Source organism: Rhodopirellula sp. SH410, from assembly GCF_055811895.1.
On sequence record NZ_CM147949.1, the window covers coordinates 7,275,486 to 7,299,293 of the forward strand.

Annotated in this window: 21 protein-coding genes; 15 read left to right on the forward strand and 6 right to left on the reverse strand. The window is 57.8% G+C overall.

What is annotated here, in order from left to right; all coding sequences use genetic code 11:
• Positions 1 to 546: a sigma-70 family RNA polymerase sigma factor gene (locus SH410x_RS26655; RefSeq protein ID WP_473672383.1), complete on the reverse strand. Its 546-nt coding sequence runs from the start codon at positions 544 to 546 to the stop codon at positions 1 to 3.
• A gap of 240 nt (positions 547 to 786) precedes the next feature.
• Between SH410x_RS26655 and SH410x_RS26660 the strand changes: the two genes are divergently transcribed.
• The 5 genes from SH410x_RS26660 (at position 787) to SH410x_RS26680 (ending at position 8,262) form a co-directional block, all read left to right on the forward strand.
• Positions 787 to 2,439, forward strand: coding sequence for a sulfatase-like hydrolase/transferase (locus SH410x_RS26660; protein WP_473672385.1), 1,653 nt, complete (start codon positions 787 to 789; stop codon positions 2,437 to 2,439).
• 58 nt (positions 2,440 to 2,497) lie between these two features.
• The gene (locus SH410x_RS26665) at positions 2,498 to 3,868 is read left to right on the forward strand and encodes a Gfo/Idh/MocA family protein (RefSeq protein WP_473672387.1); all 1,371 of its coding nucleotides are present in this window, start codon (positions 2,498 to 2,500) and stop codon (positions 3,866 to 3,868) included.
• A 72-nt stretch (positions 3,869 to 3,940) separates the two neighbouring features.
• Positions 3,941 to 4,945: a 3-keto-disaccharide hydrolase gene (locus SH410x_RS26670; RefSeq protein WP_473672389.1), complete on the forward strand. Its 1,005-nt coding sequence runs from the start codon at positions 3,941 to 3,943 to the stop codon at positions 4,943 to 4,945.
• Positions 4,946 to 5,180: 235 nt separating this feature from the next.
• Complete coding sequence (locus tag SH410x_RS26675; protein WP_473672390.1) at positions 5,181 to 6,644, forward strand: sulfatase family protein; 1,464 nt, start codon at positions 5,181 to 5,183, stop codon at positions 6,642 to 6,644.
• Between the two features lie 253 nt (positions 6,645 to 6,897).
• Entirely contained in the window at positions 6,898 to 8,262 is a 1,365-nt protein-coding gene (locus SH410x_RS26680; RefSeq protein WP_473672392.1) for a sulfatase family protein, read from the forward strand.
• Positions 8,263 to 8,413: 151 nt separating this feature from the next.
• Here SH410x_RS26680 and SH410x_RS26685 read toward each other — a convergent pair whose 3' ends face one another.
• Both SH410x_RS26685 and SH410x_RS26690 read right to left on the reverse strand, forming a co-directional pair.
• Positions 8,414 to 11,854, reverse strand: a complete 3,441-nt coding sequence (locus SH410x_RS26685) for an aminotransferase class I/II-fold pyridoxal phosphate-dependent enzyme (RefSeq protein WP_473677407.1) — start codon at positions 11,852 to 11,854, stop codon at positions 8,414 to 8,416.
• Between the two features lie 323 nt (positions 11,855 to 12,177).
• Complete coding sequence (locus SH410x_RS26690; protein WP_473672394.1) at positions 12,178 to 12,948, reverse strand: hypothetical protein; 771 nt, start codon at positions 12,946 to 12,948, stop codon at positions 12,178 to 12,180.
• A gap of 141 nt (positions 12,949 to 13,089) precedes the next feature.
• Between SH410x_RS26690 and SH410x_RS26695 the strand changes: the two genes are divergently transcribed.
• On the forward strand, positions 13,090 to 13,356 hold the full coding sequence (locus SH410x_RS26695) for a Trm112 family protein (RefSeq protein ID WP_473672396.1): 267 nt from the start codon (positions 13,090 to 13,092) through the stop codon (positions 13,354 to 13,356).
• Positions 13,357 to 13,423: 67 nt separating this feature from the next.
• Here SH410x_RS26695 and SH410x_RS26700 read toward each other — a convergent pair whose 3' ends face one another.
• Positions 13,424 to 13,819: a hypothetical protein gene (locus SH410x_RS26700; protein WP_473672398.1), complete on the reverse strand. Its 396-nt coding sequence runs from the start codon at positions 13,817 to 13,819 to the stop codon at positions 13,424 to 13,426.
• Between the two features lie 148 nt (positions 13,820 to 13,967).
• Between SH410x_RS26700 and SH410x_RS26705 the strand changes: the two genes are divergently transcribed.
• The 3 genes from SH410x_RS26705 to SH410x_RS26715 are packed head-to-tail and all read left to right on the forward strand — an operon-like array spanning position 13,968 to position 17,144.
• Entirely contained in the window at positions 13,968 to 16,616 is a 2,649-nt protein-coding gene (locus SH410x_RS26705; protein ID WP_473672400.1) for a ComEC/Rec2 family competence protein, read from the forward strand.
• Positions 16,617 to 16,639: 23 nt separating this feature from the next.
• Entirely contained in the window at positions 16,640 to 16,891 is a 252-nt protein-coding gene (locus SH410x_RS26710; RefSeq protein ID WP_473672401.1) for a hypothetical protein, read from the forward strand.
• Positions 16,892 to 16,922: 31 nt separating this feature from the next.
• Positions 16,923 to 17,144, forward strand: a complete 222-nt coding sequence (locus SH410x_RS26715; RefSeq protein ID WP_473672402.1) for a hypothetical protein — start codon at positions 16,923 to 16,925, stop codon at positions 17,142 to 17,144.
• A gap of 144 nt (positions 17,145 to 17,288) precedes the next feature.
• Here the strand turns inward: SH410x_RS26715 and SH410x_RS26720 are convergent, their stop codons facing one another.
• Complete coding sequence (locus SH410x_RS26720; RefSeq protein ID WP_473672404.1) at positions 17,289 to 17,870, reverse strand: hypothetical protein; 582 nt, start codon at positions 17,868 to 17,870, stop codon at positions 17,289 to 17,291.
• A gap of 125 nt (positions 17,871 to 17,995) precedes the next feature.
• On the opposite strand from SH410x_RS26720, the gene SH410x_RS26725 reads away from it, so the two are divergent.
• On the forward strand, positions 17,996 to 19,567 hold the full coding sequence (locus SH410x_RS26725; RefSeq protein WP_473672406.1) for an AAA family ATPase: 1,572 nt from the start codon (positions 17,996 to 17,998) through the stop codon (positions 19,565 to 19,567).
• Between the two features lie 177 nt (positions 19,568 to 19,744).
• Here the strand turns inward: SH410x_RS26725 and SH410x_RS26730 are convergent, their stop codons facing one another.
• Positions 19,745 to 20,110, reverse strand: a complete 366-nt coding sequence (locus SH410x_RS26730; RefSeq protein ID WP_473672408.1) for a hypothetical protein — start codon at positions 20,108 to 20,110, stop codon at positions 19,745 to 19,747.
• Between the two features lie 124 nt (positions 20,111 to 20,234).
• On the opposite strand from SH410x_RS26730, the gene SH410x_RS26735 reads away from it, so the two are divergent.
• The 5 genes from SH410x_RS26735 (at position 20,235) to SH410x_RS26755 (ending at position 23,767) form a co-directional block, all read left to right on the forward strand.
• Positions 20,235 to 20,468: a hypothetical protein gene (locus SH410x_RS26735; protein WP_473672410.1), complete on the forward strand. Its 234-nt coding sequence runs from the start codon at positions 20,235 to 20,237 to the stop codon at positions 20,466 to 20,468.
• Positions 20,458 to 21,192 (forward strand): hypothetical protein, encoded by a 735-nt coding sequence (locus tag SH410x_RS26740; protein ID WP_473672412.1) that lies wholly within the window; start codon positions 20,458 to 20,460, stop codon positions 21,190 to 21,192. The genes SH410x_RS26735 and SH410x_RS26740 overlap by 11 nt, the downstream gene beginning before the upstream one ends.
• On the forward strand, positions 21,170 to 21,877 hold the full coding sequence (locus tag SH410x_RS26745; protein ID WP_473672414.1) for a hypothetical protein: 708 nt from the start codon (positions 21,170 to 21,172) through the stop codon (positions 21,875 to 21,877). Before SH410x_RS26740 ends, SH410x_RS26745 begins: the two co-directional genes overlap by 23 nt.
• A gap of 114 nt (positions 21,878 to 21,991) precedes the next feature.
• On the forward strand, positions 21,992 to 22,252 hold the full coding sequence (locus tag SH410x_RS26750; protein WP_473672416.1) for a helix-turn-helix domain-containing protein: 261 nt from the start codon (positions 21,992 to 21,994) through the stop codon (positions 22,250 to 22,252).
• Positions 22,253 to 22,261: 9 nt separating this feature from the next.
• A complete protein-coding gene (locus SH410x_RS26755; RefSeq protein ID WP_473672418.1) occupies positions 22,262 to 23,767 on the forward strand; it encodes a type I restriction-modification system subunit M in 1,506 nt (501 codons plus the stop codon).
• Positions 23,768 to 23,808: the final 41 nt, after the last annotated feature.

Consider the following 23,808-nt stretch of genomic DNA (forward strand, 5'->3'; position numbering starts at 1 on the left):
TCAACTCTCGGCTTGTAAAGAACGGCGGATACACCACAGCAACGAATCGTGGACGCGGTTGAGTGACTTGTAGATCGAATCCGCACTGCGTCCCAACTGCTGCGCAGTCTGCTTCGTCGAGTTCTCGGCAAAGTAACGCAGCCGAATCAGCTCTCGGTCCTTTTCCCGGAGCCCCGCCAAACAGGATTGCAACGCAGCGAGTCGGGTGTCACTTTGCGACGACACGTCGGCCGCGGCGTCAGCGATCTCGTGCATCAACGCATCATTGAAACAGACCCGCTTCGATGCGTTGGTTCGTCGGTAGGTCAAGACTCGGTAGCGGGCAATCGAGATTCCCCAAGCGACAAAATCCGTGCCCAATTCAAACTGATCGAACTTGCGCCACATGACCGAACACGTCTCTTGCAACAGGTCCTCGGCATCTGCCAAATGCGGTACCAGAGAAAGGATGAAACCTAAGAACCGCCGCTCGGATTGCAGGAAGAGACGCATGAACACCTCTTCACTATCAACATCGCGTTTCGGGTCATTGGGGGTCACGGACACTGATGTCGGTTCCTATGTGGCGTTGCGGGCAACGGGTCAAAGCAAGGGGGTGGTTGCTAGGTAATCGCACACACCGTCTCATTTTGGATGATTATTCGCCGGAGTTTCCGGATTTCCTTTGATTTAAGTTTATTTTGCAAAAAAAGCATCCAAATTTGCCCTTGGCCTGCGATTCCCTTTCACCTCCCTGCGACTCACCCTGGCAACCTTTCGTAGGAGAACTTCTGTAAAGTGATATTGATGACACGAATTTTTGCATGGACTCTCTGCTTCGTTGGCTTGGCGTGCCCCCGTTTGGCTCATGCCAATGAATCCAGCCAATCTGCTCCTAATCTGATCTTCATTCTTACCGACGATCAGCGTTACGACACGCTGGGTTGCACCGGTAACGAGTTCATTCAGACGCCCAACCTGGATCAACTTGCCGCCGAGGGAACTTTGTTTGCCAACGCTTCGGTGACCAGTGCGATCTGTACGCCAAGCCGAGCGTGCTACTTCCTCGGTCAATACGAGCGCAAGCACGGTGTCAATTTCAACTCGGGCACGTCGATGAAGCCCGAGGCATGGGCCAATAGCTACCCTGTGTTGCTACGGGATGCTGGTTACTACACGGGCTACGTCGGCAAGAACCATGTGCCCATCGGCAACGAGGGCTATGACTCGAACTTGATGGACCAAAGCTTTGACTTCTGGTACGCCGGGCACGGGCACCTAACGTTCTATCCCAAACAGCGTCACAAGATTTTCAAGCATGCGATGGCTGAGACGCAAATCGAGATCGTTGGGGAGGGGGCCACCAGCTTTCTGAATTCGAGTACCGACTATATCGAAGGTGCCGAAGCGTTTCTGGAGCGACGGCCTGATGGAAAGCCGTTCTGCCTATCGATCGCATTGAATCTTCCGCATGGAGCGGGAACGCGTTCGATGAAGTTGCGACCGGACGACCCGGAGCTTTACCGGACAACTTACCGAGCTCAGTTGGATCAACTGTCGATTCCCAAGACGTATGTCGCGCACGATGCAATCGTCGATCCAAAGTTGCCAGCCGATCTCCTCTTTGCTGAATATCGGCAAACAAACTACAGCTACGTTGATACGCCCGCGTTGCTCGGCGAGCAGCTCGTCCGCAAGGCTCAAACGATCACCGGTATCGACCGTATGGTCGGCCAGATCCGCGACTCGCTCGCCGAACAAGGCTTGGCAGACAACACCGTCATCGTCTTCAGCAGCGATCACGGCATCATGGCGGGCGAGTTTGGCCTCGGCGGCAAGGCACTCAATTACGAACCATGTCTCCGCATTCCCATGATCGTGATGGACCCACGGGTCGGGATAGCGAACCAGGGACGCCGCACGATGGCGTTGGTTGAGTCAGTGGACATTGCCCCCACCTTGCTCGATCTCGCGGGCGTCGATGCACCGGCAACGATGCAGGGCAAGAGTTTGCGAGGAATCATTGATGGCACGGCACAAAAAATTCGCGACAGCAGTTTCGCGGAAAATCTATGGTCGACCTATTTCGGCAATCCACGCATTGAAAGTGTACGGACGAGTGACTGGAAATACATTCGATATTTCAAGAACGATCGCAGCCAGTTCGCCAGCGTCACGGACAAGACACTCTACGACGTCACACCGAGCCAAGTGGCCAGCTACGCGGCTTGGTTAACCAGCTCGATCCAGGGGGAGACGCCGGTCTATGAAGAACTGTTCTATCTAGCGTCAGACCCGAGCGAAAGCGTCAACCTTGCTGAGCGAGTGATCTATCGCGAGAAGTTGCAGGAACTGCGTGACGAGTGCCAGCGTTTGGTCACCTTTGCCAAAGGCGATGTGAACGAACCGCCCGCGACATTGGTCGTCGATGGAATCCGTGAAGGGAAGAAAAAGAAGTGAACTGCTCCTCTGCGATTGATCACGCGATCGCCTCCTAAGATCCTGAAGGAATCTCCAGATGACTCCGACTCACATCCCCCGCCGAACGTTCTTGCGAAGCACCGCGGCAATCACAGCCGCGGCGGTCACTCCGTATCATTTCACCGCGTCCCGAGCGGCAACACCATCGCCCAATCGTCGTCTTCAATACGCGCTGATCGGCGTGGGCGGAAACGGCACACGCACATGTCCAGTACCGGCCGAACTGGTCGACGTGGTTGCTCTCTGTGATGTCGATGCCAACCATCTGCGAGATGGCAACGAGCTACTGACCGGTGGCAAGGCGGAGACATATCGTGACTACCGTGAGGTGCTGCAACGCGATGACATCGACGTCGTGCAGATTTCGACTCCCGATCATTGGCACGCCAAAATTCTCATTGAAGCCATGTTGGCAGGCAAAGATGCCTACTGCGAAAAGCCGCTCACGCTGACCATCGACGAAGGCAAGCTGGTCCGCAAAATCCAGCAAGAAACCGGCCGGGTAGTTCAAGTCGGTACGCAGCAGCGCAGCAGCTTTGACAAGTTCAACATGGCGCTGGCAATCATTGCCGACGGTCGACTCGGTAAACTCAAACGAATCGTTGTCGGCATCGACTCAGGCGGATGGAGTCCGGAGATCCCGGTTGCGGACGTTCCCGAAGGCCTCGATTGGGAGGCATGGCTGGGGCCGGGACCCGAGATGCCGTTTCGGTACCTGCAAAACCAGAAGAAAGCTGCCGACAAAGGTTACACGAACGGCCACACCCAGTTTCGCTGGTGGTACGAACACTCCGGCGGAAAGCTGACCGATTGGGGTGCCCACCACGTCGACATCGCCATGTTGGGGATCGCCGCGGCAGGCCAGAGCAATGACCCGGTATCCGTGGGCGGAACCGCCAAACACAACACGGAATTCCGAGACGGCATGCCGGTGCAAACCGATCGCTACAACACGGCGATGCAGTTTGACTTGCACGTTGCCTTCGCCGGCAGCGATGTGGACATGAACATCCGGCACGACGTCGACAATGGAATTCTCTTTGAAGGCGAGCGAGGCCGGATTTTTGTCAACCGCGGCAAACTCGTTGGCAAGCCAGTCGAAGAGTTGGCAGCAAATCCGCTTCCCGAAGATGCCATTGCCAAGATCTACGGTGGCGGTCCGATGGTAGGCAACGACCGCGCCGCTCATTGGGTGAACTTCCTCCACGCGATCGATCACCGAATCTTGCCACGCTCCGACGTGCACTCTCACATGAAGATGCTCAACGTTTGCCATCTTGCAGGAATCTGCTGTCGCCTCGGTCGCACGATCCACTGGGACCAGTCCACTGAATCCATTGTCGGTGATGAACTCGCCGCCAGCATGATGCAGCGTCCCTACCGCAACGGGTTTGAGATCGACATGTGACGTCTAGGACCAACTGCGAGCCGACACTCCATCGAGACCATTGCCCCCATCGCCTCTTCGCGAACACGAACCATGAATCCCCAACGACGATCCACCACGATCATCCTTGCGCTACTCGCGGTGATCACGAGCAACGCCACCATCGTGGCGGAAGTTAAAAAGCCGACCGTCAAGCGGCCAGCCGTGAAGAATGCGAAAAAACCAGAGGCGACGACGCTCACGTGGACAGATGCGAAGACGGCGGCAGCCGAATTCCCTGGCTATGCCTTCATGGGCGAATATGTTCAAGACGAGACCGCGATCCAAGTCGTCCCGGCCGAAGGCAAATACTACCTTTCGATTTACAACGGTGGACTGCCCAGCGACGGCTGGGATCAAGGCGAGATCATGCATGAATGGCTCGATGCGGAAGCGATTGAAAACCGCTTGGCGGGTTTTACCAAGGTCGACCGCTCATCCAAGCTTGATTTCACGCCGCCACCAAGCGATGCAGTCGTGCTGTTCGATGGAACGTCGATGGAACACTGGAAGTTTGGGAAAATGAAAGATCGAGTCTTGGAAGCCGGCGCAGCCACGAAACGTTCATTCCAGGATTTCACACTGCACTTCGAGTGCCTGACGCCACTGAAACCATCGCTGCCACTGAGTCACCCCGGTCGAGGAAACAGCGGTGTCTTTGCGATAGGGGCCTACGAGGTACAGGTGATGGACACGTTCGGCTTGGATCCCAGCCCCGCTGCCTGGCAAGAGACCGCCATCATTAAGAAGCCCGACACATGGTGCGGCAGTATCTATGGGATCCGGGCCCCTTCGATCAATGTGTGCTTGCCACCGCTGGCGTGGCAAACCTTCGATGTCGAATTTACGGCGGCGAGATTTGAAGGTAAGAAGAAAATCAGTGACGCCGAAATGACCGTTCGTCAAAACGGTATCCTCGTACAAGATCACGTCAAACTGCCCGAGGGAACCGGGGGCGGCCCCGCGGGTCCACGCCCAGAGGTTCCTCAAGGCCCCATCTATGTGCAGAGTCACGGCAACCCAGTCCAGTACCGAAATGTCTGGGTCGTCGAACGATAAGCAACGATCAATGGATCAGGGGCATCCATCGCCAAGGTGGCATTGACGAGCCTCTGAGCGTCCAGTTCCACGGCCCCGCAGGGAGCGACCATTACGCCGGTCGAAATGGTTGCTCGTTCCAATTCCAGGCTCTCGAACCCCCGTTCTACCCGAATCATGCTCTACTGGACGGTCGCCTGAGCGAAAATCGACTTTGTCATCCTGCGAATCCTCGAAACAGCACACACACGGCCCGATGAGATTTTTACTCCTTGTAGTTCTTGTAGTTCTCGCCGCCTTCAGCCCGGCCGCAAACGTCGCGTTCGCCGAGCAGCCCAACATCATCTTGATGATGGCCGACGACCTCGGCTATGGCGACACAGGTTTCAATGGCAATCCCATCATCCAAACACCGCACCTCGATTCGCTGGCCGAGCAGGGCGTGAAGCTGACCCATTTTTACTCGGGCAATTCGGTCTGCTCACCAACCCGTGGTACCTGCTTGACCGGTCGCCATCACGACCGATACGGCATCTACACCGCGAACGCCGGTCATTTGCCTAAACAGGAAATCACGCTGGCTGGCGTACTGAAGTCAAAAGGGTATACGACCGGGCACTTTGGCAAGTGGCACCTTGGCACGCTTAGCAAAACGGAGTCCTCCAAGGGCAAGGGGCGCAAGCCTGAACTCAACTACGCCCCGCCTTGGGAGCGTGATTACGACGCATCCTTTGTGACCGAGTCCGCCGTTTCCACGTGGAATCCTGGATTGGGAAAGCGAGCGGTTCATAATCCGTTTTATGAAAATGGGGTGCCCGTTGATGGCCATGACAAGAGTCTCCAAGGCGGCGCCGCCCGCGTGGTGGTCGATCGCGCCGCTCCCTTCATGCAGAACGCCATCGACGCCGGGCAACCTTTCTTTGCAGTCGTTTGGTTCCATGCGCCTCATGAAGACGTGCAAGCTGGTCCGGAGTACCTGAAGACGTACGCAGGACACGGCGAAGCGGCCCACTTCTATGGCTGCATCACTGAAATGGATGAACAGGTCGGGCGGATTACCCGCATGTTGAACGACGCCAACGTCGCCGACAACACCCTGATCTTCTTCTGTTCGGACAACGGTCCCGAAGGCAAACAAGCAGGCGGTCGACGAGCCGGAACGACCGATGGGCTGCGCGGTCGTAAACGGGCGTTGTATGACGGTGGCGTGCGAGTGCCTGCGTTGGCCGTATGGCCGGGTAAGATCCCTGCGGCGACTCAATCCGAGACGCCCCTGTCAACGCTCGACTACTTTCCCACGATCCAGAACATTGTCGGGTACGAAATGCCCGACGATCGCCCCCTCGACGGGCAAGACGCGATGCCGGTTCTGACGGGAGACGCCAAGACGCGAACGACTGACATTCGCTTCCGCTATGCCGCTGGCGAATCGTCCATCATCCGCGGCCAATACAAGTTTTTGCTGCCCGCGCGTGAGCTATATGACCTGAGCCAAGATCGGGCTGAGGGAAACAATATTGCGGCGCAGAAACCTGAACTCGCCAACACGCTCGAGCGTGACTTGATCGCTTTCTTTGACGATGTCCAACGCAGCCAGGCGGGCGGCGACTACGACGACCCCGCCTACCACCCCTCTTCGGCTTGGAAACCGTTGCGGACATCGATGAAACCCAACACGCCGAAGCGATCCAAGCAGTCGGCGAAACCATCAAAGAAATGAATGCCCCCGGACAGCACGTGTACGGCGATTCGACCGCGATCAAAATCAGATCGCAATCGGAACGGTTCGACGATTTCGATCCGAGGGGCGAAGGCATCCGCGTCGGTCCTTGGACCAGCACTCGCTTGAACAAAGAGTTCCGTTTCTGTGGCGACGATCCGTCGTGACTTCCGAGAACCAACCGCCGTTGAAGGAGAGCGTTTTGATAAAAATCGTGTTTGCTGTTGGTGTTGTCTTGCTGACCCCGTTTGCGATGTTAGCCGAGCAACCGGAGAAGCCCAATATCATTCTGATCATGGCTGACGATGTCAGCTGGGAGTGTTTCGGTTGCTATGGTGCCGAAGACTATGAAACGCCGAATATCGACAAACTGGCGGCCGAAGGCATCCAGTTCAATCACTGTTATTCGACTCCGATTTGCACGCCTTCGCGGGTGAAGATCATGACGGGGCAGTACAGTTTTCGAAACTGCACCCACTTCGGCTTTCTCAACCCGCAGGACAAGACCTTCGGTCATTTGATGCAGGCGGCCGGTTACAAGACTGCGATTGCAGGGAAGTGGCAGCTCAACGGTCTGTACCACCAAGCCGACGGATGCGACGACAATACGCGCCCCCACCAAGCCGGCTTCGATGAATACTGCTTATGGCAGGTGACCAAGATGAAAAACAGTCCGGGTGGCGGCGAGCGTTTCTGGAGCCCGCCACTGGAACGTAACGGCAGCTTCCTGAGCACGAAAGATAATGCTGGCCAGTACGGGCCAGATATCATGTCGGACTTCGTCTGCGACTTTATCGGGCGCAACCGCGACCGGCCCTTCTTCGTTTACTACCCGAGCGTGTTGGTGCATGACCCGTTCGTACCGACCCCCGACACGATCGGTGACGCACCCCGGGGCCAGGCAGCGAACAAGGCCCCTAAAAGCAAAGCCGCGCAGAAGGCCAACTTTGTGGCGATGGTCAGTTACCTGGACAAGATTGTCGGCAAGATCGTTCAGGCGGTCGACGAAGCTGGCCAGCTCGACAATACGATGATCCTGTTCACAGCGGATAACGGCACGAACCGAAGCATCACTTCCCGCTGGAACGGGCAGAATATTCAGGGCGGAAAGGCAGGCACGAAAGATATGGGCACGCATGTTCCGCTGGTCGCCTATTGGAAGGGCCACACGCCGGACGGGGCCGCGCTCGACGACCTCGTCGATTTCACCGACTTCTATTCGACGTTCGCTCAGGCCGCGGGCGTGACACTGGACGCGGAAGATCCGATCGACGGACGCAGTTTCCTGCCCCAATTAATGGGACGCCAGGGCCATCCACGCGACTGGGTGCTCTGCCACTATCAACCGTACTGGGGCACTTTCGAGGGATCGCAATACGCGCGCAACGCGATGTTCAAGCTGTATCGGAACGGCGCGTTCTATCGCGTTCCCAAAGATCTTCAGGAACAGCACGACCTTGCTGAAAATCAGGCAGGCGAGCGTGGTGAGGTCGTCCGGCAACAGCTGGAAATGGTGCTTCGCTCGGCACCGCCTGCCCCCGAAATAAAGGGCGGCAGGAATGCGAAGAACCGTCCCATCTACCCCGCCTGGAAAAACATCCTAGACGTCCATGAATGAATTTCAGATAGCTCATCCGGCCGAAGCTTGCACCCGAGGTCTTGCAAGATCGCGGTAGGCACGACGATGACCCGCTGCCGATCAGTCTGGATCGGCTCCGCGCTGCCACGAAAAGGCCGAGGAACCTTTGGGGATCTCCGATCCGTGACGCCTAACCGGTTTCGGCCAAGGCCGCCGGTGGGGCTTCTTGCAGTTCGTGAAGGTGATGCTGCGTGCGGTCGACGGTGAACCGGATCTGTTCTTCGGTGTGTTCGCTGGTGATGAAGAACCGCAACCGGGCAGCGGACTCGTCGACAGCCGGGTACAAAATCGGTTGGACGTTGATCGCGTCTTTCTTCAGTCGGTTGCTCAACCGCAGGGCGACGAGCGAGTTGCCCGTGATGACGGGCACCACTGGGGTACCGCCACTGTCACCGGTATCGAGACCGGCGGTTTGGCAGAGCGACAGGAACAAACGGCTGTTGTGTCGCAGTCGTTCGACCCGCTCGGGCTCACGCTCGAGTACATCGAGTGATGCGATCGCCGCGGCGACTTGGCTCGGTGGCATCCCGACACTGAATACAAATCCAGGAGCGGTGTAGCGGAGCAGCTCGACGAGTGCGTTCGATCCCGCGATGAATCCGCCGCACGAGGACACGGACTTGCTCAGCGTCCCCATCCAAATGTCGACTTGGCGAGGGTCGATCCCAAAGTGTTCGGCGATACCATGGCCCGTCTTGCCCATCGTGCCGAAACTGTGAGCTTCGTCGACCATCAACATGCAGCGATGCCGTTTTTTGACGTCGACAAACTTGGGTAGATCCGAAAAATCGCCATCCATGCTGTAGACGCTCTCAATCACGATCAAAGTACGGCGGTACTGCGAACGCAGCGCCGTCAGCATCCGATCGAGTGCTTCGTAGTCATTATGGGGGAACGGCCGTCGTTTTGCGCCCGAGAGCAACGCCCCTTGGACGATGCTGTTATGCGATAGGGCATCGTGCAGAATAAGGTCTTCAGGGCCAACGAGATGCCCGATCGTCGTTTCATTGGTGGCATGGCCACCGACCATCGTGATGGAGGCATCGACACCGACCCAGTCAGCGATTTTGCGTTCGAGTTCACCGTGGATGGGTTTCTCGCCGCTGACCAAGCGGCTTGCCGAGACGCTCGTGCCATAGCGGGCAATCGCATCGGTCGCTGCTGCGGAAACTTCCGGATGGCCGCTCAAGCCGAGATAGTTATAGCTGGCGAAGCTGATGTAGGATTCGCCGTCGATGACGGTGGTGTCACTGACGATGCCGTCATGGACGGTAAAGAACGGGTTGGGGCAGCCCGTCAACTGCATCTGCCGCATGGTAGCTTTGAGCCGGCGATACTCGGTGAACTGAGTCACGTCATCTTCGGGGTCCACGGCAATGTTGCGGATCGCGCGGGTGGCGTTGCCGTCGGTCGACGTGTCACCGACCGCCGCGCGAAGGTCGGCCCCGTCGACCTGGTCATCGGTCAACCCCAGCGTCGTGTTGGGGTCTCGCAAGAATGATTCAGCGCGGCCGCGTGCACCGGAGGGCAGATAACGTTCGACGGCGGCGGCAATCTGGCCGATCGTTTCGATCTCGTCGAGCACCTGTTCGGGGAACCGACCCCCAAAAGTACGTTCGAGATTGCGAGCGATCTCGAGCCGTTCGAGGCTGTCCAGCCCCAGGTCCAAGACGATGTTGGTATCGGTGGACATCGCGCCGGCCCGTTCACCGGCGATCCGGCGAACGTGTATTTCGATGGCATCGATAATGATCGGGTCGGCCTGCGCGTTCAGCCCGCTGCTGCCCGTGGCCGCTTTCATCATCGTTTCGCCGCGTGCCGCCGATGATTGCAGCGAAGACTCTTCCCCGCGAACCCACTGCGCGACCACCTTCAAATCGTTGTCACGCACGGCGTGCAAACACGCGTGGCGTTGAATTTTTCCGCTACTCGTCTTGGGCACGCTGCTGTTTCGAACGAGATACACAGCGTCGGGAGGTAGGTCGTGTTCCTCGGTAACGGCGCGGCGGATGGCTTGCAGGTGCTCGTCCCAATCCAGATCACGGCGGCGGATGGTTTCAGCCACGATGACGAGTTGTTCGCGATCGCTGTCCGTCATGGCAAAGGCGGCCACCGAACCGGCTTGGACGACCTCGCTGGCCCGTTCAACCGTGGCCTCGATATCTTGCGGATAGCGATTAACGCCCCGCACGATGATCATGTCTTTGAGCCGCCCGGAAATGTAGAGCTGCCCCTCGTGCAGAAAGCCGAGGTCACCCGTTCGCAGGAACGGGCCTTGGTCGTCATCCGTCATTGCTGCGAAAGTTTTGGCAGACTCTTCACGTCGCTGCCAATAACCACGTCCCACCGAGGGGCTCTGAACCCAGATTTCACCAATCGAACCGGACGGCAAAATACTGCCAGAATCCGGATCGACAATCTCAATCCGTTCGCCCGGAAGAATGCGTCCACAACCGACAAGCTGCCGCGCTGAGTCGCTCTGCGAAGCGGGGCGAGCGATCTTCTTGTCGAGCGCCGGCCCGTCGAAATACTGGAGTACCGGGCGGGTTTGATCGGCCCCGTTGTCTTTGGGCCCGCCGGTAACAATCAGCGTCGTTTCGGCCATGCCATAGCATGGCAGATGTGAGGTTGCACGGAACCCAATCTTTCCAAACCGCTGAGTGAACGCGTCAAGGGTGGAGGCGCGAATCGGCTCGGCACCATTGAAGGCAATTTCCCAAGACGAAAGATCAAGGTCCGCGATTTCGGCATCGGCAATTTTGTCAACGCAGAGCTGATAGGCGAAATTCGGCCCCCCGCTGACAGTGACATTGTATTTGGAAACGACTTGCAACCAGCGCGCCGGCCGCTGCAGAAACGCCATCGGGCTCATCAACACATTAGGACAGCCCATGAACATCGGCATCACGACACCGCCGATCAACCCCATGTCGTGATACGTCGGCAGCCATGACGCGCCGATGATGGACGTCGATGGCTGAAAAGCGTGTAAAATCAACTCGCTGTTGGCGATCAAATTGGCGTGAGTCAACATCACACCCTTGGGCGAACCTGTCGAACCCGAGGTGTACTGCAATACACCCAAGGCATCGTTGCGGAGCCGCGGGCAGCGCCAATAGGAACCATCGCGGTGCTCCGGCAAGTCCGTACCGAGCAACTGCACGCCGACCAAGTCCTCGTGCAATTCAGGCCCCGAGAGCTGCTCGATCACGGCCCCCGTCGAAAGTGCCCAACGCGCATCCGCATCCAACACGATCGAGCGAATCCGCGACGCCTTGCGATTCCGCCGCGGCGGGAACGCGGGGACCGCGATGGCGCCGGTGGCGAACACCGCAAAAAGTGCGACCACGAAATCAAGACTCGGGGGATATAGCAACAGCACCCGGTCGCCCGGGCGGATGCCGCAGCGGCCTTGCAGATACCCTGCCAACCCACGCACCTGATCCCACAACTCCGCGTACGTCAGCGACTCTTCACTGCCGTCACCGTCGGTGAACGAAAATGCGGTATTGTCCGAACGAGCCTGCTCCCAGTGCCGCAGAATCGATACGAAATGGTCACGAGGCGGCATGTCGCCGGTAAAGTAATTTTGAAGGTCCACCAATTTCAACCTAGTGCAGGTACGAGTTTTCGACGAGTTCCTATCCGAAACGGGACAGACCGATGACCGGAGCGGCGAAATCCCCTGCTCGGACTGCCTCCCAGTCTATCTTCTCTAACCGGCATTGTTCATGGGTACCTGAATAAAAGCAGACTTTCTCTCGTGCCAGGGCGAGTTTCATCGACGCTTCATCCACTTTTGCAACACAATCTTGAGCCGAGCAATCTCGGCACTCCGCAGCACCGCGAGCCCGGCCACCAACACGTCTGGGCTCACTCAATCGAATCCTTCCACTAACGCCAAATGCTCGACGGGATCAATCCAGCGATCCCACTCGTATTCGTTATCCCCACCGGCTGGTTCAATGGCGGTGATTGCGGCACTAACTCGGTCGCCCGCAGCCCGGTTTGCGACGCCGAACGGTTTCCTTGGGCAGCCAAACTACTATTCGACGGGCTAACGCCGCCGTTGAGGGGCTGGTACTGGGTATTGCTAGCGAGAGGCCGCAACTTGGCTGCCACATCCGGAGATAGGTTGCTGGCGAGACTGGTCGCCGACGAGGGTGCGACCCGGCCGACCGGTTCGAAATCGACCTTTTGCTCGCGGGTGATCCGCGTCAGACGCTGCGGGACTTGGATCGTCTGTGTGACGGGCTCCCACTGCACCTGTGTGGTGGTCTCCGACACGACTTCGTCGCGAGCCTGCCATCGAGTTTCGGGCACATGGTGATAGGCCACGGTCGGTTGCCGAAACGGGTTCCAACGACCTTCGACATGCGGTCGCCATCGAGATTCCGTGACGGGTGTATAGGTTCGGCGCGTCGCCGGCCGCGTTTCAACGACTGTTTTAGGATGGTAGACGGTGTGCTGCTGCTCCGTCATTTTGGTCTCAACGACCGGTCGCTCGATCGTACGGATTACTTGGCGGTAGACGATTCCAGTGTCCGGATTCGTGTAATAACCGGGAGTATCCTCGGCGAACGAAGCGAAGGGAGAGGCAACCGCGACCGCCGTAGCGGCTACTTGGGTGAACATTTGTTTGCGAAAACTGGCGATGTAACGCATCACAATCCCTGTTCTGGCGTGGGAACGACACGCCGAGCCGAGTCCGCTTGGCGAGTGTTCGAGAAGAGAAGACAATGAGAGTGTTCATCGGACATTCTCCCGCCACACATCACCATCTAACCCATTCAGGCCGAGAAACGGATGATTATCACACCGAATATTCTGCAAATGCTGCGTTGCCCCGCCGACGGAGGAGCACTCGTACTAGCCGATCGGCAGCTGATCGATCAGGTCAACGCTGCGATCGAAAATGGCACCGCCCGCGACCAACTCGATGCCCGCGTCGACCAACCCATCGATGGGGGCATGGTCAATGCTGCCGGCGATCGGCTGTATCCGATCCGCGACGACATCACGACACTCATCGCCGATGATGCCATTCGGACTGGAGAAATGATCGTGGCATAGGCGTCCCGCCGATGTTCCCACCGGAGTCCGGCAAGACAACTGCACATCCACCGCGATTTTCCGTCGTCTATGACAGGCAATCAGAATCGTCCGATTCGCTGCCATCGTTTTCTTCGCTCGTTGCCTTTTCGTCGAGTCCGAGCTGGACGAACTGCTCGTCGCTGAGTTGGACATAGCCCAGGCTGTGGAGGACTTCGAGCACTTCGCTACAGGTGGGGAACATCCGTCCGGAGCATTGCTTGTATTCATCCATGGCCTTCATGAACTCGACTTCACCGGCGGAGTAGTCCCGTTCGCAGGTCGTGGGATCGATGTGCCGGCGGCGTTGCTGCGTTCGGCGAGTTTTAACAGGTGCCTCGCTGGTGCCTTGACCGCGACGATCGTTGCGACGGCGGTCCATGGTGAGCGTAGCGGCGATCGGGGAATTTGGTGCAACTGCGGCGTCAACGGTTGAAACAGACATGTGGGGTCCTCGTGCGATAGGATGGTGCTGAGAAAAACGATCTAGCGGATCGAAACTCCTAGGTCATCAATAAGTAGCATGGCGATGGTGCACATGAGGCAAGCCTGGTGGACTTTGACGGCATTTCAATAGACACGGAGCGGCGACCTTGCGGGCTGTAACGATTCTCGCGATCCTGTTTGCCGTTTTGCGTCGATTCCGCGTGATCGATGTCATGGAAAGGGTCAGGTCTCTGGCGTGGCAACAACCGCTGACACTGCTCGCGGCGTTTGCCTGGCTCGGTGTGCTGCTGGACCGATTCGCACACGTTCCGCCCTCGGTGTGGTTAGTCGTGTTGGTCTGCTCGGCAATCGGCTTGGCGATCGGCACGCGATCGCCACGACTGGGCTTGAGCGACCGGAGAATCCCGCTCATCGGCCTGTTGATCTTGAGTCTGTTTGCCCTGCGGCATGAGCGTGTCACGGCGCAGTATGCCGAGGCGACGGTACTCGGCGTCCTACAGGATCAGCCCGAGCCGATGATCTTGACGGGGGTCGTCGATCGTCCCGCCCGCATGCAACGCGACCCGCTCGATGCTGCGGCGGGTTGGGGCGATGACGCATCAAATCGGGGGAACGCGGCAAGCAAATTTCAAACGATCCTACAGGTCACGATCCAAACACTCCGCATTGGCTACCAACCTGAGCCCTTCTCCGGCCGGGCATTGGTACGAGTCGACGGTGACTGCGTCTCCCTGTTGCCAGGGGACCCCGTCAGATTGATGGGGCAGATTTCACTTTTTGCTCCGCCGACGAACCCTGGCGAGCGGGATGTGCGAGAGTGGGCGGCGCGCAATAACCTGCAATGCACTTTGCAGGTCGACAGTCTCGAAGGGGTCTCGCTGCTGGACGACTCGGGTGCGGGATCGAGTCCCACGATGTGGCAGCGTGGCGGACGAATCGTGGCCAAGCTCGCCGGGTCGGCCCGCGCATCGATCCTGCAGCAAATTGCGCCAGACCAACAGGGGCTCGCGCTCGCCCTCGTCCTCGGCCAACGTGACTTGCTTGATCGCACGACAGCCGAATCGCTACTCGTGACAGGCACCGCGCACCTGCTCTCGGTCAGCGGCCTGCACCTGGGCATCCTGTTGGTGCTGGCGCGGATCATCGCTGGGCTGCTGCGTCTGCCCATGCCGATGCAGTGGATATTTCTCGTGGCGGTGACGGTGTTCTATGTTGCGATCACAGGCGGCCGTCCGCCGGTACTGCGCGCCGCCATTCTGTTGGCGACGGTGGTTTTGTCGACCGCGATGGCTCGCCCGCATCATCCGATCAACTCCCTTTCACTCGCTGCCATTCTATTGGCGTGGTGGATGCCGTCCGCGGTCTTCAGCGTTGGCATGCAGCTATCCTTTCTCGCCGTCGCGACCTTGCTAACCTGCGGTCGACCGCGCAGCCGCGGACAAACCCTGGCCAGTCAAAGCGTTGAACTGGAGAATCAGTTCGATGAACTCGCCCGCCAATCGCTCGGCCGCACGCAGCGCTGGCTGCGATGGTGCGGCAGCGGCTTGGCCACGGCGATATGGTATAGCGGCTGTGTGTCGGTGATCACCCTACCGATCGTCTGGGAGCAATTCCATGTCGTCTCGCCCATCAGCGTGCTCGTCAACGTGGTGCTATCGCCGTTGATGGTGGTCGCGCTGTCAGCGGGCGTGTCGACCGTCCTGGCAGGCTGGGTGCTCGCGCCCTTAGCCATCATCCCCGGCTGGGTATGCTCGCAAATGCTGAACGTCATGCGGTGGGTCATCGACCGGGCAGCAGACGTGCCGGGCGGGCATGCCTGGTTGCCCAGTCCCTCGGTGTTTTGGATAGCCGCGTTTTACATGGTGCTGCTATTGATCGTAGCGGTTCGTCCCAGCGGCCGCCGGCGGAGGCCAATTGCCGTCTGGTCCATCGTCTGGTTAACCGCAGCCTGGTGGACGGCGACGACACCCAGTCCGCTACCCGTTGGGACGTACGAGGCGACGTTTGTCGATGTGGGCCACGGCACCGCCACCATCCTGCGCCCTCGTCGCGATGAAATCTGGCTGTACGACTGTGGTTGGATGGGAAATTTCCATCAGAGCAGCCGCAAAGCCGACGATGTGTTGTGGTCGATGGGCGCGACGAAGCTACGGGGGATCGTACTCTCGCACGCGGATGCCGATCACTTCAATGCGCTACCGGGTCTGGCAAAACGCTTCTCAATTGGCTGCATCATCACCCCGCCGGGCATGCTCTCGGGCGAGGGAGCGATGCTGGAACGAACACGCGCTGTGATCCAAGAAAATGGCATTCCGGTATTCGAAGTCGATCGTGAAGGCTCGCTCGCCAGCCAATTGCACCTCGCTCAAACGCCCTCGTGGCTGATCGACGTCAGCGTATTGCATCCACCCTCGATTCCGCTCGAAGCGAGTGATAACGCGAATTCGTTAGTGCTGCAGATCGATCACGGCGGACGAAACCTGCTGTTGCCGGGTGACTTGGAACCGCCGGGGACGGCCGTTTTGATTTCGATGCCGCGACCGCGGCCCGGCGGCGTCATGATGGCACCTCACCACGGCAGTTTGCGAATGGATGCCGAAGCCGTGCTGCAGTGGGCACGGCCCCGCGAGACAATCGTCAGCGGCGGCAAACGGGCTGCCAAGCCCGCTGTCACGGAGATGCTTTCGGCCGCAGGCGGCAGCGTCTACGTCACCGCTGTCGAAGGCGCTATCCGCGTCCGAATCGATGCCGAGGGACAGGTAGAGATTCGCTCGTGGCTGGGCGATCCATGGTGATCCTTAGTTGCGTGAGCAGAACTATGCAGTATCTGCTTGAGTTCACCGAAGCGGATCTGGACCGGCCGTTGACCGAACCGGAGAAAGTCGCGGCAACGGTTCGGGAGATGTTTGACGGGCAGACGCTGGTTCGGACGAAGGATGTGGCGGACCGTTTGGCGCGGAACTACGGAACGGTGAAAACGCATTTGCATCGGGCAGGGAAACTCGGACTGCTGCTCCATGTTCCCCGTCGGGGTTGGCTATTGCCAGAGAACGACCACGCCAACGGATAGGCTCCAAAAGTTTTGAATGAATTCAAAAAGCATGTCGAACGCGAACACCGCGTCTTCCCCAAACAATGCCATCAAGCGTTTGGCCGCCGACGCCCAGGTCGACGCGAGCGGAGTTGGCGATGACGGCAGTATCGATCTCCCCGAGCACGTAGCCGACACCTGGGCGGCCGTGCTGATCGACGTGCATGAAAAGACAAAGATCGACTCTGGCAGAGATGCGGAGAAGGAGTCGGTGCAAGACGATGTCAAATAGCACACCGAACCAGCCAACCCGCATCTACAACGACGGACCATGTTTCCCGCGAACGACGTTGGCGGTGGAGGCGGAAGGGGAACAATCGAGCAGCGACGCGAATGACCAGTTCAGGCGAGGAAAGATAGAAAACGACTGGCAATGTTAATCCGTGTTGGGCCAGTAGAAGTCATATCGCCCTAAATAGAACTTGGTGTACAGGTATTGCAGGTCGGCTTCCCAATCATCAATTGCAGCTTGGGGACGATTCGTTCGACGTTTGCTGTTTCGGACGAACGCCGCAATTGAATCAGCCATCTTTCTCAGACGCGTTGATGTCTCTGAGCCACCCCATTCGGACATGTATTCCAAAGAGTTGATTGGGGGAAGGCGATGTGTGTAAACGGTATCTAGAAGTGACAATCGATCGTCGGTTTCGAGACCAGATGCACCAACGCGATAACCAAGATAGCCGAGGAGTCCTGTACTCGGTGCGTCAATAAACACAGAAGCATCAGATGAGCTTGGTTCCGCTTCGGTCGAGGGCCATGGAAAGCCTTGAGCGATCAATTCTGATATTCGTTGCAGCAGACTGGTGCGGAGCGCAATTGCACGCTGCGTTTTCCTGTGGAAAAGTTCAAGTGTTACGTGGATCAACACTGTGCAATCCGCCCAGTGCGTCTCGGCAATGGATTCAAGATCAATAATTGAAGAACTGAAGTACGGTCGGTCGGAATGGTCGAACATGTGTATTGAGATTTCTTGGTATTGGAAGCGAAACGCAATTCTAATATGAGCGACCTCGCTCGGCCACTCATGCAGAATCTGCAAGCACCCTGCTAGCGCGGAAAAGAGAGAACGCAAACGTGGCAATGGATGGATCCAATCAGCCGCCCCGCATCTACAACGACGGACCCTGCTTCCCGCGAACGAGGTTGGCGGTGGAAGCAGAGAAGGTGTATCGCGATTGGTTTGCGAAGACCGCGATGAGCGTTCCGGCTTGGACGCGGCCCAACCGGACGTTGTTTCGCGAACTGATGTTGGCCAGGGGACGCTTGCGTACGAAAGCCGTTGTCGGTGCGGACCATGGCGTTTGTGTATTTCGGCCGGACCATCCAATCGAAGCGTCGAAAGCTCGCGGGCAGGCGCAGGCGGTTTGGATCGCTATTGAGGGTTGGCGGCATTTCAGTCGCGAAGGTTTCGACACGCAAACGATCCGAACCGTTGCGATGCCCGGTTGGAACGCTCGCGTGCAACGTTGGTGCAAAGGGTTGCTGCGTCCCGACCAGATCATCGTTCCGCCAAGGCCGCACGAAGACATTGACGCCAATACACAAGACCGCCTCGACGAGATCCGCCAATCATGGGAACTGACCTACGACTCGCTTCCTCGGGCTGCAGACATCCGGCCGCGGAGCCTACGCCGATTGCTCGACCGTTTTCCACTGCTCAAACCGCCAATCATTCATGGGCTACTTCGTGCCGGCGAAACGATGAACGTCATCGCGCCACCGAAGGTCGGCAAGTCCTGGTTGGCCAGCGAGATGGCATTGGCCGTGGCTACCGGACGTCCGTGGCTCGGTCAGTACGAAACCGAACCGGGCGATGTGCTCATCATCGACAACGAACTCCACCCGACGACTTCGGCGAACCGGATCCCGAAAGTGATGGACGCTCGCGGCATCACGCCCGACGACGTCGCCGACCATTTGTTCGTCTCCAACCTTCGTGGCAACCTCAAAGACATCCGTTCGCTCGGGCAGTACTTCGATCACGTCTATGAAAACCGTTTCAAGATGATTGTCATCGACGCGTTCTACCGGATGCTACCTGCTGACTCCGACGAAAACGACAACGCTGCGATGGCGAGCGTTTACAACACGATTGATCGCTACGCCGAAATGCTCGGTTCGGCTTTCGTGTTGATCCACCACACCAGCAAGGGCAACCAGTCCTTCAAATCAATCACCGACGTTGGAGCGGGCGCTGGTAGCCAAGCTCGGGCGTCCGATTCGCACCTGGTGCTTCGGCCGCATGAACAAGACGGAGCGATCGTGCTCGGCGCTGCTGTCCGTTCCCGGCCGCCCGTCGATCCGGTCTGCTTGCGATGGAACTTCCCTGTGTGGGATGTGGAAATGGAACTCGACCCAACCAACCTGCGAAACGAATCCAGACGCCGAAAGACCAAGCCAGACAAACCGGCCGACGTGCCGGAGTGGACCGCTGAGCGGTTCGCGGATGCGTTTGTGGGTGTTGAACCGAAACCGACCGTGGTGATCACGACTGAGGCGAAAAAGGCAGGGCTGTCCGAACGTCGGGCGAGTACCTTGCTCAAGCAGGCCGAGGCCACCGGTCTGGCCCACCGTTGGCGGTTCGCACCCAACAAACCCATCCAATATTCAACCCAACTGCAACCCGAAACCCCGCCCGAACCAACCGGCTAAACGCTTCCGCCCGTGCGCGCACACACCCCCTAGTACCCCCTGGGTGCGTGCACGAGCCACGCCCCAGGGGCCAGGGTTTTGTATGCGTGCAAACGCGGGAGGACGAACGAGCGAACGAGAACGCAAACAATCAAACCAAACGCGACACAGGCGAACGTGTGCGGCCGTGCGGCCAAGCTACGAGGCCTCACCGTTGCCAAATGAACGCTCGATAGCGTCTAGCCGTTTCTCGATTCGTTGGAGCGTATCGGCGAGGGCAGCGATTTCGGGCAGTACCAATTCACGGATGGCGCGACGGGTATTGATGCGGTTCGCCAGAATTTCACACATTTCACGTCGGAGTTCCACGTTCCAGGATTCCCACTCGGTTGGCGAATATATGTCTTCCCGAAAAACGCCATCGGGACAAATGTGGATTCCATCCTCTTTGATTTTCTTTGCCGACGGTTTCCGTTCGGGACCGCAAGCCACGACCGAGCCATCGTTAAAGCCACACGTCGTTGAATAGACCGTCCGCCGACGCAGCTTACGTTTCCGAGCCATATCAAACCTCCAGAAATGTTCTAGGTACTCCGAGCGAAATCGGTTCTCCCGTCACGCCAGCGGGAACAGCCACGCTTATAGGCAGAGTTTGATTGTTGTACATGTCCGAACGGTGGGCCAATTCATGGACGAAGACGATCTCGAAAACTTTGCCGTTCCGATCACGCATGTGCGTGATTCGCTTGGGTTTTATTACCAGCACGTTGCCGAAACCGAACGACCGGTCGTGATCCAGCGATACCGCGACCGATCCGTCGTCATGGTCCCCCTTTGGGAATGGCGATGGCTTAAACAACTCGAAGCCAAGGTTCGCGCTGGCGAGCCCATCATCACGGAGAAAGAAACCGATGGATATTGACCGCCTTATCGCCGATGCCAAAGACCTCTGTTACCGCGTCGCGCCCGCTGAGCTATCCGGTTCGCCGCTCTGGGTTGTCCCGCAAACCAACCTACCACCGATGCTTGGTGCCAACACGGTTTGCTACGGCTACACGTCGCCAAGCCTCGATATGCACCTGCACCATACGTTCGCCGACTGGGAGGGTATTCGTGGGCCAGTGATTGTGTTGGGCAATCTCAACATCGAGCGAGACTTCCCGCAGCGAACGTACAACAAGCTGCTTGGGACCACGCTGCATGAACTGGCCCACATTCTTGAACGCCCCTCGCTGTTCCAACCGCGTCCGTACAACCAGCAGTACATCCGCGCCGAAGGCATCCGAATCGCCGACGCCGTTTATCGCGACGAGGATGGCGACGGTTCGACGCCACCCTGGACGACGCATGAATCCCGGTTCATGCGGATCGCGTACCACCTGCGCCATCGTGCGGCCGGTCTCGGCTACGACATCCGAGCGGACGAAGTCTACAGCCCCGAGCGGTTCGGCATGACTCCGGCCGCCAAGTACGCGCAAGCGATCAAGCCCGAAGCGGACGCGTTGTGCGCCGCGTCGTTCCGGCAGATCTGCTCGCAACCCGTCTCGCCCGGTTTCAAGGCCATCTACGAAGCCGACAAACGTTCTTGGATCAACGCCCACCCCGAAAGGCAAAGGAGCCACGATGAATTTGACATCACTACTTGAAACGATCACCAACCGCCAACGCCAGCGACGGATCACCAAGTGGTCCGACTACCGGCGATTGGTCGCCAGTATCTGCGACGGCAAAGAACCGGACGCCGACAAGATCGCCACCGTGCTGGCCGACAACGAACGGACGCTCGACGAACTACGCCACGACGCCGAACTACTGGCCCGCCGTCGAAGCCTGCGTGACGAGTACGACGCGATCGCGCCGCTTGACAGCGAAGCGACCAAACTCGCCAAGCAAATCGATGGTGCCGAGAACGCCTTCGCCGCAACAGCCGCCAAGCACGAAGAAGAAATGTCGCCGCTCTACATTCGGCGAAACGATATCAACGCGATCCGCAAACGAGCCACGCAGGCCCGCATGGAACTACGCAACACCTGCGAGGACCGCGAACTCGTCGCCGAATACGATTCGGTCGTCGAAGAACTCAGCGCGGCCGACCACACGCGAGCGTCCCTCGCCGAGGAAATGGACAAACGCGAAAGCTGGATGCGGCAAGACAAAGAGAAAGCCGAGGCGACGCCGTTCAAGAACGAAGCAAACCGCTACACCGAGCAAGCCGAAACGCACGAAGCCATCCTGGCCGACCTGCGAGATAAGTTCGAGCCCGCCGATAACACGGTCAACGCGTTGCAAAAACGCTTGTCCGATATCGAAGACCGATTGCTTGAACCGTGAACCCCGAAGCAGATTCAGTCATAAGCATGGCCGACCGTCGAAAGGCGGCCGGCCATACTTTTTGTCACACCACTAATTGACAGCAACTGTTAGTAACGCACACAATGCTAGCTCGTGACCCAACGTGTCACAGGGGCAAACTACGCTCACCAAAACAATGGCAACGCCATGCAAGCCCAACACGATGAAGTGCTGACGATCGACGAACTGGCGATCTATTTAAAGGTCTCCAAATCGACGCTCTACAAACTCGTGCAAGAAGGAAAGGTGCCTGGCCAGAAGGTCGGCAAGCACTGGAGATTCAAGCGCGATGTGATTGATCGCTGGTTGGAACCAACCGGACAGACGAATCCGAACAAACCGAAACCTAAATGATCGACATCTGTGACTGACAACGACCTCGAACTCAAAACGCTGTGCAATCACCTTTGGGAGTCCGCGAACATCCTTCGCGGGCCGGTCGATGCTGCCGATTTCAAGACATACATCTTCCCGCTGCTTTTCTTCAAACGTATTTCCGATGTGTACGACGAGGAAATGCAGAACGCCCTCGATGAGTCCGACGGCGACCAGCAATACGCTCTATTTCCGGAGAACCACCGCTTCCAAGTTCCCGAGGGATGCCACTGGGACGACGTTCGCCAGAAGACATCCAACGTCGGCAAAGCACTTCAGCGGGCGATGCGTGAAATCGAGAAAGCCAATCCCGGTTCGCTTTACGGCATCTTTGGCGACGCCCAATGGACCAACAAAGATCGCCTCTCCGATGAACTGCTCTGTAACCTCATGGAGCACTTCTCGCTGTTACCACTCGGCAACGATGCCGCCAGGGCGGACATGCTCGGTGGTGCCTACGAATACCTAATCAAGAAATTCGCCGACGCGACCAACAAGAAAGCAGGTGAGTTTTATACTCCGCGAGCCGTTGTCAATCTGATGGTTCGTATTCTTGGTCCGAAAGAAGGCGATACAATTTACGATCCTGCCTGTGGGACGGGCGGGATGCTCATCGAGGCGATCCAGCAAGTAAAAGAGGACGGTGGCAACGTCCGTACGCTGTGGGGAAAGATATTTGGGCAAGAAAAAAATCTGACCACTTCGTCGATCGCGCGGATGAACTGCTTCTTGCACGGGGTCGAAGATTTTAAAATTGTTCGCGGCGACACGCTGCGTTTTCCAGCGTTCCACTCTGGCGACGCACTTTCCAAATTCGACTGCGTGATTGCTAATCCGCCATTTTCGCTTCAGAAGTGGGGCGAGGACGTCTGGGAAAGCGATTCCTACGGGCGAAACTTCGCGGGCTTGCCTCCAGCTAAGAGCGGCGACTTTGCGTGGGTGCAGCACATGGTGCAGTCGATGTCACCGCGTAAAGGACGCATGGCTGTCGTTCTTCCACATGGCGCGCTCTTTCGAATGGGGAAGGAAGCCACCATCAGGAAGAAGATACTGAGCATGGACATTCTTGAAGCCGTAATCGGTCTCGGGGCAAATTTGTTTTATGGCACTGGGCTAGCCGCCTGCATCATGGTCTTTCGCAAAACGAAGCCTCGGAATCGGAAGAAACACATTTTGATTATTGATGCATCGAAGGAATTTAGAAAAGGACAAACGCAAAACGAATTGATGCCCGAACACGTCGATCGCATCTACGAGTGGTATCGCAAAGGTACGAACGTCGAAGGTGTCGCACGCCTGGTTGCGACTGACGAAATCAAAGAGAACGATTGGAATTTAAATATTCCGCGCTATATCGAAACAATGATTCAAGAGGAAACGATCACAGTCGCCGAAGCGATCGCCAATTTAAAAACGAGCCTTGATGCTGCGTATGCGGCCGAAGACAAGCTGAAAGTACTTTTGGTGCAGAACAAATTACTGGAGTCGCAGTGATGGGATGGACACTCACGGGATGCGTGTTTGACCGAAATGGC